This is a genomic window from Streptomyces sp. NPDC093984, from assembly GCF_044764595.1.
Taxonomy (GTDB): Bacteria; Actinomycetota; Actinomycetes; order Streptomycetales; family Streptomycetaceae; genus Streptomyces; species Streptomyces cynarae.
Genome location: NZ_JBIWIM010000008.1, coordinates 140,266 through 152,004, shown reverse-complemented (window position 1 = coordinate 152,004; position 11,739 = coordinate 140,266). Strand labels below are relative to the sequence as shown.

10 protein-coding genes and 1 riboswitch are annotated in these 11,739 nt (G+C 72.1%); of the genes, 5 read left to right on the top strand and 5 right to left on the bottom strand.

All coding sequences use genetic code 11. The annotated features are described in order from the left end of the window. Positions 1-3: 3 nt before the first annotated feature. Positions 4-147: riboswitch (SAM riboswitch) on the bottom strand. Positions 148-341: 194 nt separating this feature from the next. After that, entirely contained in the window at positions 342-1,367 is a 1,026-nt protein-coding gene (locus ACIRC0_RS27480; RefSeq protein ID WP_403621132.1) for a glucosyl-3-phosphoglycerate synthase, read from the top strand. A gap of 97 nt (positions 1,368-1,464) precedes the next feature. After that, a complete protein-coding gene (locus tag ACIRC0_RS27475) occupies positions 1,465-2,898 on the top strand; it encodes a trehalose-6-phosphate synthase (protein WP_403620766.1) in 1,434 nt (477 codons plus the stop codon). A 69-nt stretch (positions 2,899-2,967) separates the two neighbouring features. Here ACIRC0_RS27475 and otsB read toward each other — a convergent pair whose 3' ends face one another. From otsB to ACIRC0_RS27460, 3 genes are all read right to left on the bottom strand, one after another. Next, a complete protein-coding gene (otsB, locus tag ACIRC0_RS27470; protein ID WP_403620763.1) occupies positions 2,968-3,813 on the bottom strand; it encodes a trehalose-phosphatase in 846 nt (281 codons plus the stop codon). Between the two features lie 145 nt (positions 3,814-3,958). After that, positions 3,959-4,186: a DUF3263 domain-containing protein gene (locus ACIRC0_RS27465; RefSeq protein WP_366027155.1), complete on the bottom strand. Its 228-nt coding sequence runs from the start codon at positions 4,184-4,186 to the stop codon at positions 3,959-3,961. Between the two features lie 154 nt (positions 4,187-4,340). Further along, positions 4,341-5,564, bottom strand: a complete 1,224-nt coding sequence (locus ACIRC0_RS27460) for an extracellular solute-binding protein (protein ID WP_403620758.1) — start codon at positions 5,562-5,564, stop codon at positions 4,341-4,343. 173 nt (positions 5,565-5,737) lie between these two features. Between ACIRC0_RS27460 and ACIRC0_RS27455 the strand changes: the two genes are divergently transcribed. The 3 genes from ACIRC0_RS27455 (at position 5,738) to ACIRC0_RS27445 (ending at position 8,910) form a co-directional block, all read left to right on the top strand. After that, positions 5,738-6,682, top strand: coding sequence for an ROK family protein (locus ACIRC0_RS27455; protein ID WP_403620755.1), 945 nt, complete (start codon positions 5,738-5,740; stop codon positions 6,680-6,682). After that, complete coding sequence (gene nagA, locus ACIRC0_RS27450) at positions 6,682-7,824, top strand: N-acetylglucosamine-6-phosphate deacetylase (RefSeq protein WP_403620752.1); 1,143 nt, start codon at positions 6,682-6,684, stop codon at positions 7,822-7,824. Before ACIRC0_RS27455 ends, nagA begins: the two co-directional genes overlap by 1 nt. A gap of 156 nt (positions 7,825-7,980) precedes the next feature. After that, positions 7,981-8,910, top strand: a complete 930-nt coding sequence (locus ACIRC0_RS27445) for a 1-phosphofructokinase family hexose kinase (RefSeq protein ID WP_403620749.1) — start codon at positions 7,981-7,983, stop codon at positions 8,908-8,910. A 46-nt stretch (positions 8,911-8,956) separates the two neighbouring features. Here ACIRC0_RS27445 and ACIRC0_RS27440 read toward each other — a convergent pair whose 3' ends face one another. Both ACIRC0_RS27440 and cdgB read right to left on the bottom strand, forming a co-directional pair. After that, a complete protein-coding gene (locus ACIRC0_RS27440) occupies positions 8,957-9,871 on the bottom strand; it encodes a CBM35 domain-containing protein (RefSeq protein WP_403620746.1) in 915 nt (304 codons plus the stop codon). Positions 9,872-9,988: 117 nt separating this feature from the next. Continuing rightward, positions 9,989-11,668 (bottom strand): diguanylate cyclase CdgB, encoded by a 1,680-nt coding sequence (gene cdgB, locus ACIRC0_RS27435; RefSeq protein WP_403620743.1) that lies wholly within the window; start codon positions 11,666-11,668, stop codon positions 9,989-9,991. Positions 11,669-11,739: the final 71 nt, after the last annotated feature.

Genomic DNA, 11,739 nt, shown 5'->3' with positions numbered 1-11,739 from the left:
TTCTCCTCATCTTCCCCACGACGCACCTCGCCGTGAGACGGAATTGGCACCTTCCCTAGCCGGGAGCCCCGCCTGCGAAGACGAGAGCCGACTGGAGGGTTGCCGGGGCTTCACCGGGCCGTGTCCCTCTGCCCCTCTGGATGAGCTGTATGTGGTTGTTTCGCCGGTGCGGGCCGGGGGTGGACCCCGACATGCGATGGTCACCGGCGTTGTTCAAGACTGTAACCGACGGCCGGGAGAGTTGAGATAGTCGTCCGAACCGCGAGATGGATCACAAGAGAGACCGTTCGACCGTCCCCGACTCACCCCCCACCCCGTACGAACGTGAGGAGCCGCAGACTGTGCTGGAAGAAGTCGAGCGCTGGCTGAGCACCCGCTCCTGGTCCGTCACCGATCGCCCGCTCCACCAGATCATGGCCGCCAAACGAGCCTCGGGCTCCTCGGTCAGCGTCGTGCTGCCCGCGCTCAACGAGGAGGAGACGGTCGGCGAGATCGTCTCCGTCATCCGCCACGACCTCGTGCGGCAGGTTCCGCTGGTCGACGAGATCGTCGTCGTCGACTCCGGCTCCACCGACCGCACGTCCGAGGTCGCCGCCGCGGCCGGCGCGAGGGTGGTGCACCGCGACACGATCCTGCCGCGCATACCGGCCGTGCCCGGCAAGGGCGAGGTGCTGTGGCGCTCCCTGCTCGTCACCGGAGGGGACATCGTCTGCTTCGTCGACGCGGACCTGAAGGAGTTCTCCTCCGACTTCGTGACCGGGGTCGTGGGCCCGCTGCTCACCGACCCGGACGTGCACCTGGTGAAGGCGATGTACGACCGGCCGCTAGGCACCGAGCCGGATGCGCTTGCCTCCGGCATCGAGTCGGATTCGCTCGCCTCCGGCACCGAGCCGGATGCGCCTGCCTCCCGCAAGACGGCGGGACAGGGCGGCCGGGTCACGGAACTGATGGCGCGCCCGCTGCTCAACATGCACTGGCCGCAGCTCGCCGGATTCGTCCAGCCGCTCGGCGGCGAGTACGCGGCCCGCCGCTCCCTGCTGGAACGGCTCCCCTTCCCGGTCGGGTACGGCGTCGAGCTCGGCATGCTGGTGGACGCGCTGCACCTGGTGGGCCTGGACGCGCTGGCCCAGGTCGACGTCGGCGTGCGCAGGCACCGCCACCAGGACGGCCAGGCGCTCGGCCGCATGGCCGCCGCGATCTACCGCACGGCCCAGCTCCGCCTGGCCCGCGGCCATCTGGTCCGCCCGGCCCTCACGCAGTTCGAACGGGTCGAGGGCGGCTTCGAGCCCCGTACGTACCCGGTGGACACGGAGGAGAGGCCGCCGATGGCGGAGATCGCGGAGTACATGGAACGAAGGGTGGCCTGAACCATGCTCTGCCGGGTGTCCGGGCGTGGCGGACACGGTTCCGCATACGGCCGAACCGTACGTTTGAGCGTTTTCGGCGCGGGCTAGGTTTCGAGGCATGGCTTCCACGCAGCATGCCCACGGCGCCCGCATCCTCGTCGCCTCCAACCGCGGCCCCGTCTCGTACACGCTGGACGAGTCCGGGCAGCTCACCGCCAAACGCGGCGGAGGCGGCCTGGTGTCGGGCCTGTCGGCGATCGGCCCCGACGCGGACGCGGTCTGGGTGTGCGCGGCCCTGAACGACGGCGACCGCGAGGCCGTACGCCGCACGGGTGGCGCACTGGATCCGGCAGACACCGGCGGGCGGCGGGTCCGGATGCTCGACATCGACGCGACGGTGTTCTCCGAGGCGTACAACGGCATCGCGAACTCGGTGCTGTGGTTCGTCCACCACATGCTGTACCAGACGCCGCTCGAGCCGGTCTTCGGCAGGGAGTTCCGGCACGCGTGGGCGTCGTACGAGGCCTACAATCGCGCGTTCGCCGAGGCGCTGGCCGAGGAGGCGGCCGAGGGAGCGGCGGTCGTGGTGCAGGACTACCACCTGACGCTGGTCCCGGGGATGCTGCGGCAGTTGCGGCCGGACCTGCGGATCGGTCACTTCTCGCACACGCCGTGGGCGCCGGTGGACTACTTCCGGATGCTTCCGGACGACATCGCCGGTCAGGTGCTGCGCGGCATGCTGGGCGCCGACCGGCTCGGCTTCCTCACCCAGCGGTGGGCGGACGCCTTCACCGGGTGCTGCGAGGCGCTCGTCGGCGGGCTGGGGAACACCCGGATCGGGGTGCACGGCCTGGGCGCGGACGCGGACTTCCTGCGCGAGCGGGCGCACCGGCCGGATGTGGACGAACGGATGGCGATCCTGCGCGAGCAGATCGGCACCGGCCCCGACGGCCGCCCCCGCAAGGTGATCGTGCGGGTGGACCGCACGGAGCTGTCGAAGAACATCGTGCGGGGTCTGCTGGCGTACGAGGAGCTGCTGGAGTCCCGTCCGCAGTGGCGCGACCGGGTGGTCCACGTGGCGTTCGCGTACCCGTCCCGCCAGGACCTGACCGTGTACCGGGAGTACACGGCGGAGGTCCAGCGGGTGGCCGCGGAGATCAACGAAAGGTACGGCACGCCGGGCTGGACCCCGGTCGAGATGCACGTCAAGGACGACTTCGCGCGCTCTCTCGCCGCCTACCGGCTCGCCGACGTCGCCCTGGTGAACCCCATCCGGGACGGCATGAACCTCGTCGCCAAGGAGGTTCCGGTGCTGTCGGACCAGGGGTGTGCGCTGGTGCTGTCGCGGGAGGCCGGGGCGTACGAGGAGCTGGGCGACGACGCGGTGACGGTCAATCCGTACGACATCCGGGGCACGGCGGAGGCTTTGCACGAGGCGTTGTCGATGCCGGTGGGTGAGCGGGCGGAGCGCTCGAAGCGGTTGGCTGCGCAGGCTACGGCGCTTCCGCCCGGTCGGTGGTTCTTGGATCAGTTGGCTGCGCTGGAGGTCTGAGGTCGTTTTTCGGGTGCGGGTCGGTGGGGGCTTGTCGCGCAGTTCCCCGCGTCCCTGAAGGGGCGCGCTTTACGCCAGCCTCTCTGCCAATGTCCTCAGTAGCTGCACCACCCCTGCCGGGCCGTCGACCACCACGTCCGCCCTCTTCGCGAGTTCCGTGACCTCGTCGCTGCCGCTGCAGATCAGGAGGCCGGGGACGCCGTCGGAGCGGAGTTTGTCGACGGCGGCGAAGGCGGGGAGGTCGCCGAGGTCGTCGCCGACGTACATGACCGCTTCGGCGCCGGTCTCACGGACGTACTCCGACAGGGCCACCCCCTTGTCCATGCCCGGCGGGCGCAGTTCCAGGACCATGCGGCCGGGTTCGACGATCAGGCCGTGGCGGGCGGCGAGGTCGGCGAGGGGTTCGCGCAGGGCTTCGAAGGCGGCCTGCGGGTCCTCGGCGCGGCGGGTGTGGACGGCGACGGCGCGGCCCTTCTCCTCTATCCAGGTGCCGCGCCAGGCGCCGATCTCGTCGAGGTAGCCGGGGAGTTCGGCGCGGACGGCGGCGACTCCGGGGTGAGGGGCCGGGGCGGTGACGGTGCCGGTGCGGGCGTCCCAGCGTTCGGCGCCGTAGTGGCCGAGGACGACGAGGTGGTCGAGCCCGGGGACGCCCGCGAAGCCGCCGTGGCGGACGGCGACGCCGGCGGGGCGGCCGGTGACCACCGCGACGGAGGCGACCTTCGGGGCGAGGGCCGCGAGGGCGGGGACCGCGTCGGGGTGGGCGCGGGCCTGGTCGGGGTCGGGGACGATCGGGGCGAGCGTCCCGTCGAAGTCGAAGGCGAGGACGGCCCGCTCGGGCCGGGCGAGGATGGCGTCGAGACCGTCACGCCCGGCCGGGGTGGCGGGCGTCGGCAAGGAGTCCGTGTGGCTGCCCATGGGTCCGACCCTATCGGCGCGCGGCCGGGCGCACCCACGGGGTCACGGGGGCGCGCCGGGCGCGCGCGGGCGGCCCGGCCCGGCGCGACTCACGGCTCACCGCTCACCGCTCACGGCTCACGGCTCACGGCTCACGGCTCACGGCTCAGCGTTCCGCGCGGCGTGCCTCGCGGATGCGGCGGAGGCGGTTGACGGTGACCGGGGCGTGGGCGAGGGCCCTGGGGTCGTCGAGGAGGGCGTTGAGCAGCTGGTAGTAGCGGACGGGGGCGAGACCGAGCTGCTCCCGTATGGCCCGCTCCTTGGCCCCCGGCCCGGAGAAACCGCGGCCCTCCAGGGCCAGGATGGCCTTCTCTCTGGGATTCAGGTCGTCCATGCGGGAACGGTAGCCAACCATGGGCCCGTCCGGGGGTCCCCCCTGCTCGAAGAGCTCGGGGGGATCGCGGACGAGGCCGTTCAGGCCGACGGGGGCCGGGCCGGCCGAGGCGGAGCCCCCAGGGGGTGCCCCGGCCCACCCGCACGTGTCCTGGCTAGCCCGCGGAGCTGTCGGCCGTCACGGCCGCCCGCTGGAGCTGGCCCAGGATCGCCGCCGGGCTGCCGTCCGGGCCGACCGCCTTGCCTATCCGGTTCTTGATGTCCGCGCTGACCGTCGCCCACGACGTCTTGCCGACCGGGTACAGCTCAGCGCTCGGCAGCTCCTGCAGGAACGGCTCCAGGTCCTGGTCCTGGGACGACCGCGCCATGGTCTCCTGCGCGGAGCTCGTCACCGGAAGCAGGTCGTACTCGCGGGAGAAGGACAGCACGTTCTTCTCGCTGTACACGTAGTCGAGGAACTCACGGATCTGGTCCTTGTGGCCGCCCTGCTGGAACGCCATCATCCAGTCCGCCACGCCCATGGTCGACTTCGCCCGGCCGTTGATCCCGGGCATCGGGACCATGCCGAACTTCACGCCCTTCTCGCGCGCCATCTTCATCAGGGACGGATGGCCGTTCAGCATGCCCACCTCGCCGCGCGTGAACGCGGCGAAGGCGTCGGCGCGGTTCAGCTTCCCCGGTGCCACCGGGCCCGTCAGCCCCTTGCCCACCAGGTTGTCCTTCAGCCAGGTGAAGGTGGCCACGTTCTGCGTGGAGTCGAGGTCGTAGGAGCCGAAGCCGTTCAGGTAGCCGGCGCCGCCGCTGAGCAGCCACTGCATCGTCTCGGCCTGCGCCTCCTCGGGGCCCAGCGGCAGCGCGTACGGGTACTTCACCCCCTTGGCCTTGAGCAGCTGGGCGTCCGTCGCCAGGTCGCTCCAGCTCTGCGGCGGTGTGGTGATGCCGGCCTCGGAGAACAACGTCTTGTTGTAGAAGAGGATCCGCGTGGAGGCGGCGAACGGCATGCCGTACTGGGTCCGGTTCACCTTGCCGGCGTCACTCAGCTCAGAGGCGAAGTCCGCCTGGACGGGGATCGAGAGGACGTCGTCGGCCGGGTACAGCTTGCCCGCCGCCGCGTAGTCCGCGTAGGCCCCGATCTGCGCCATGTCCGGGGCGTCGCCCCTGGCGACCATCTCCTTGACCTTGCGGTCCACGTCGTTCCAGGAGTAGACGCTGACCTCGACCTTGATTCCGGAGTGCTCCGCCTCGAAGTCCTCGACCAGCTGGTCCCAGTACTTCTTGGAGCTGTTCGCCGACGAGTCCCCGTAGTCCGCGGCCACCAGCCGCAGGGTGACGTCCCCGGAACCCACCGCACCCGCGCAGCTCGCCAGGGCTCCGGTCATGCCGAGGGCGGACACCGCCGCGGTCAGACCCCTGCCCCATGTCGTCCTGCGCGTTCCGCGTCGCTGCACTTGCTCTAGCCCTGCCGTCTCGTCATTCGGAATATCCAAAGGATAAGGTCTACACCACCTGAGTGGACTAGACCTCTTGCGGGTCCACGGGCGACACTGTTCCCGTGAGACATGTCATCGCCCTGGATGTGGGCGGCACCGGGATGAAGGCCGCTCTGGTCGGGGCCGGGGGTGAGTTGCTGCACCGGGCGCGCCGGGCCACCGGCCGTGAGCGCGGGCCGGACGCCGTGGTGGAGTCGGTGCTCGCCTTCGCCGCCGAGCTGCGCGCGTACGGCGAGCGCCACCTGGGCGAACCCGCGGCCGCCGCAGGCGTCGCCGTCCCCGGGATCGTGGACGCCGAGCGCGGTGTCGCCGCGTACTCGGCCAACCTGGGCTGGCGCGACGTGCCCCTGCGGGATCTGCTCAGCCGCCGGCTCGACGGAGTGCCCGTGGCGCTCGGGCACGACGTGCGCACCGGCGGGCTCGCCGAGGGGCGCCTCGGCGCGGGCCGGGGGGCGGACCGGTTCCTGTTCGTGCCGCTCGGCACCGGGATCGCGGGCGCCATCGCCATCGGCGGCCGGGTGGAGGCCGGGGCGCACGGCTTCGCGGGCGAGATCGGCCACATCGTCGTACGGCCGCAGGGGAGCCCGTGTCCGTGCGGTCAGCGCGGCTGTCTGGAGCGGTACGCGTCCGCGGCCGCCGTGGGCGAGGCCTGGGCCGGGGCGGCCGGTGCCCCGGAGGCGGACGCCGCCGACTGCGCGAAGGCCGTGGCGTCGGGGGACCCGCGGGCGCGGAAGGTCTGGCAGGAGGCCGTGGACGCCCTCGCCGACGGCCTGGTGACCGCGCTCACCCTGCTGGACCCGCGCACCCTGATCATCGGTGGCGGGCTCGCCGAGGCCGGGGAAACGTTGTTCACACCACTGCGCGAGGCCGTGCGCCGCCGCGTGACCTTCCAGAAGCTGCCGTCGATCGTCCCCGCGACGCTGGGGGATGCGGCCGGATGTCTCGGTGCCGGGCTCATGGCCTGGGATCTCCTCGAAACCACTGACCCTGCGGAGGTAACCATCTGATGGCCACTACGAAGGTTCTCGCCGGTGCCCGGGTGGTACTGCCCAGCGGGGTCGTGGACGACGGCCGCCTGGTCGTGGAGGGCACGCGCATCGCCGGGTCCGCCCCCGAGAGCGCCGAGATCATCGACGTACGCGGCCACTGGCTGGTCCCCGGCTTCGTGGACATCCACAACCACGGCGGCGGCGGTGCGTCCTTCTCCGGCACGGCGGACGACGTCCTGACGGCCCTGCGCACCCACCGGGAGCACGGCACCACCACGCTCGTCGCCTCCACCGTCACCGACGACATGGACGTCCTCGTCCAGCAGGCGGGCCTGCTGTCGGAGCTGGCCGAGCAGGGAGACATCGCCGGCATCCACTTCGAGGGCCCGTTCATCTCGCCGTGCCGCAAGGGCGCGCACTCCGAGGCGCTGCTGCGCGACCCCGATCCGGCGGAGGTGCGCAAGCTGATCGACGCCGCGCGCGGCCGGGCCGCGATGGTGACGCTCGCCACCGAGCTGCCCGGCGGCCTGGACTCCGTACGGCTGCTCGTCGAGCACGGGGTGATCGCGGCGATCGGGCACACGGACGCGACCTACGAGCAGACGGTCCGGGCCATCGACGCGGGCGCCACGGTCGCCACCCACCTGTTCAACGCGATGCCGCAGCTCGGCCACCGCGCCCCCGGCCCCATCGCCGCCCTGCTGGAGGACGAGCGGGTCACGGTGGAACTGATCGACGACGGCGTCCATCTGCACCCGGCGGCGCTGCGACTGGCGTTCCGTCAGGCGGGGGCGGCGCGCGTGGCGTTCATCACGGACGCCATGGACGCGGCCGGTATCGGGGACGGGCCGTACATGCTCGGCCCGCTCGAGGTCGAGGTCCGTCAGGGTGTGGCCCGGCTGGTGGAGGGCGGCTCGATCGCGGGCTCGACCCTCACGCTGGACCGCGCGTTCCGCCGGGCGGTCACCGGGGACGGGCTGGCGGTTCAGGACGTCGTCACGGCCATCTCGGCGGTCCCGGCGAAGCTGCTCGGCGTCTACGACCGGGTGGGCTCCCTGGAGCCCGGCAAGGACGCCGACCTGGTGCTGCTGGACGACGACTTCCGCCTCAAGGGCGTGATGCGCCGCGGGCAGTGGGTGGTCCATCCCCAACTGGGGTGATTGGCCCGTTTGTTGGCGTGCGGCGGTCGGCCCTGGGACTGGGCCGACCGCCGACTCTTTTGGCATGATCGAGCCTCCGCAACCGCCGACGGCAGGCGCACCGACGAATCCGGGCCCACGGACCGCGCCTGCACGACTCTCGAGGGAGGTCCCCACGTGATCCTGACGGTCACGCTGAACACCGCTCTCGACATCACCTATCGCGTACGGGAGCTGAGGCCGCACACCTCGCACCGGGTGACCGAGGTGACCGAACGGCCCGGCGGCAAAGGGCTGAACGTCGCCCGAGTGCTCGCCGCGCTCGGTCACCAGGTGACCGCCACCGGCTTCGCGGGCGGCGCGACGGGCCGCTTGCTGCGGGAGCAACTCACCCGCACGCACGGCCTCGTGGACGCGCTGGTCCCGGTCGCGGGCGCCACCCGGCGCACCATCGCGGTGGTCGACCGGTCCACCGGCGACACCACCCAGCTCAACGAGCCCGGCCCGGTGATAACGCCCGCCGAGTGGTCGGCCTTCCTGGAGGCCTACGACGGCCTGGTGCGCTCCGCCGCCGCGGTGGCCCTGTGCGGCAGCCTGCCGCCGGGCGTGCCCGTGGGGGCGTACGCCCACCTGGTGCGCACCGCGCGGGCGGCGGGCGTCCCGGTGCTGCTCGACACCAGTGGGGAGCCGCTGCGCCGCGGGGTCGCCGCCCGCCCGGACATCGTCAAGCCGAACGCCGACGAACTGGCCGAACTGACCGGCTCCCACGAGCCGTTGCAGGCCACCCGGGACGCCCGCAGGCGCGGGGCGCACACGGTGGTCGCCTCACTGGGCGCGGAGGGCCTGCTCGCCGTCAACACGGAAGGCCGCTGGCGGGCGGCCCCGCCGCGCCGCCTGACGGGCAACCCGACGGGCGCGGGCGACTCGGCGGTCGCGGGCCTGCTGTCCGGCCTGGTGGAACACCTGCCGTGGCCGGCCCGCCTGGCCCGGGCGGTGGCCCTGTCGGCGGCGACGGTACTCGCCCCGGCAGCGGGCGAGTTCGACCGGCGCACCTACGAGGAGCTGCTGGACCAGGTGGCGGTGACGGACGAGGCGACGGCCGCGTGAGGGCGGCGGAAGCCCGACGGACCCCGCCGCCCCGGTTGGCGCACTTCTAGCCGTTGGCTGTCAGGTAGAACTGGTCGAGGTACGCGTTGCACTGGTTGCCCGCGTTGCAGCCGACCTCGATCGTGTTCGTACCCTTGTTCAGATTGACCAGGGCCCAGGTGGTCTGCCAGCCCTTCTCCCAGTCGCCCTGCGGCTGCCCGCTGAAGTTCTTCATGTTCAGCGGCTGGGAGTTGGCCGTGCCATTGACCGTGAGCGTCGCGTTGGCGTCCACGCCCGGGATGTCGTACCGCACGTAGAGCCGGTAGCCGGCGGCCTTGTCCACGTCGACGGTCCATGTGACCTTGGCGCCGACCTGGTTGAAACCGGCCACGTAGACCCCGCCGTCGGCCTTGGCTCCCTTGACGTCGGACGCGGTGGTCGCGCCGCCCTCCAGCCGCAGCGCCTTGGCATCGATCTTCGGCAGCTGCCCGGTGGACGAGGAAGCGGACGCCGAGGGGCTCGAGGAGGCGCTCTGCGAGGACGTCGGAGTGCTCGACGCGCCGCCCGCCGTGTTCTTGCCGTCGCCCGAGTCGCCCTTGATCATCGCCACGCCGATGCCGATCACGACCGCGGCGACCACCGCGATCGCGCCGATGAGCAGGCCCTTGGTGTTGGGGCCCCGGCCCCGTCCGGAGCCCGACGGGGGCGTGGTCGCCTGACGGGTCGTCGGGGCGCCGCCCGGCATGGTCTCGGGCGCGGCGTAGTGCGCGTTCGGCTGGCCGTAGGGGGACTGGCCGTACCCGTGCTGCTGCGGCACCTGGCCGTACTGACGTTCACCGACCGTGCGCACTCTGTTGACGGAGCCCGGGTAGCCGTAGCCGCCGGAGGGCGGCTGAGCGCCGTTGGCCTGACCGTCGGCGTAGAGGTAGCCGAACGGGTCGTCGTCCTCGGGCGTGCTCGCGCCGTTGTTGCCGGGCGTCATCCCTAGGTCTCCTCAACAGGTGCGGTTCCAGATGCGTACGTGGCTGAATGGCGAGCCTACCCGGTCCCCGGACCGCACACGGCTGTTGTTCCCATCACCCAAGGGTTGACCTGCGGTTTACCCCGCACGCCTGTGCTGTTTGGGACGAGACCGTTTCTCTACGTACATCCGCTCGTCAGCCGATTTCAGCACTTCGTCCGCCGTCATGCCGCAGTGTGCCCAGCCGATGCCGAAACTCGCGCCGACCCGCATGGCGCGGCCGTCGACCCGGATCGGCTGGATGATCTCGTTGCGCAGACGGACGGCGAGGTCCTGGGCGTCGGCCTTGCCGAGCCCGTCGGCCAGCACGACGAACTCGTCACCGCCGAGCCGGGCCACCGTGTCCCCGTCCCGCACGCCGCGGCTGAGCCGCCGGGCGACCTCGATGAGGACGGCGTCGCCCGCGTTGTGCCCGAACCGGTCGTTGATGGACTTGAAGCCGTCGAGGTCGCAGAAGAGCACCGCGAGGCCCTTGGTGCCGTCGTCGGAGCCGCTCTCCGGGGCGACGGTGTGCACATGGTGGTCGAAGGCGTCGTACGGCCCCGGCCCGGCGTGGAAGTCGAAGGCGTGGCCGCCGCTGTCGTGGGCGGCCGGGTGGTCGCTCGGGAACCCGTCGCCGTACGCGGCGTCCAGGGAGTCCGCCGCGCTCGGCGGCAGCGACTGCGGGCGCCGGCACAGGCGGGCGGACAGACGGGCGCGCAGTTCCGCGGAGTTGGGCAGGCCGGTGAGCGAGTCGTGCGAGGCGCGGTGGGCGAGCTGCAGCTCGCGGCGCTTGCGCTCCTCGATGTCCTCGACATGGGTGAGCAGGAAGCGGGGCCCGTCGGCGGCGTCGGCGACGACGGAGTTGCGCAGGGACACCCACACATAGGTGCCGTCCCGGCGTCCGAGCCGCAGTTCGGCCCGCCCGCCCTCGGCGGAGGTGCGCAGCAGGGTGCCGATGTCCTCGGGGTGGACGAGGTCGGAGAACGAGTAGCGGCGCATCGCGGAGGCGGGCCGGCCGAGCAGGCGGCACAGCGCGTCGTTGGTGCGCAGGATCCGGCCGTGCTGGTCGCCGCCCATCTCGGCGATGGCCATGCCGGAGGGGGCGTACTCGAACGCCTGCCGGAAGGACTCCTCGCTGGCCCGCAGCGCCTGCTGCTCCCGCTCCAGGCGGACCAGGGCCCGCTGCATGTTGGCCCGCAGACGGGCGTTGCTGATGGCGATGGCGGCGTGGAAGGCGTACATCTGGAGCGCCTCGCGCCCCCAGGCGCCGGGCCGCCGTCCGTTGCGCGGCCGGTCCACGGAGATGACGCCGAGGAGTTCACCGCAGGAGCTGCCCTGGGCACCCGGCGTGTACATGGGCGCGAAGAGGCGGTCGGAGGGGTGCCACTCGTCCTCGAAGCGGGGCTCGGGACCGTCGGTGTACCACTGCGGCACGTCGTCCTCGTCGAGGATCCAGCCCTCCGTGTGCGGTATGAACCGCAGGGTGCCCCAGGCCTCGCCCATGCCGAGGCGCCGCTCCCAGGAGGCGCGCGAGCCGACGCGGCCGGTGATCAACGCCTCCGCTGCGGAGTTCCCGGCGAGTGCGGCGACGACGAGGTCACCGTCCGGGCGTACGAGGTTGACGGCCGCCAGCTCGTAGCCGAGGCCGTTGACGATGCCGTCGGCCACCGTCTGCAGCGTGTCCGCCAGGCTGCGGGCGGTGTTCATGTCCGCCATCACCTGGTGCAGCTGCCGCAGGGTCGCAAGACGGACATACGGCTCCGACTCGGTCTCCATTCGCCCTCCCCTCGAGATCTCGCAGCAACTCCAGGGACGCGTCGGCGTACTACCGTTCTCCCGGCTTTCCG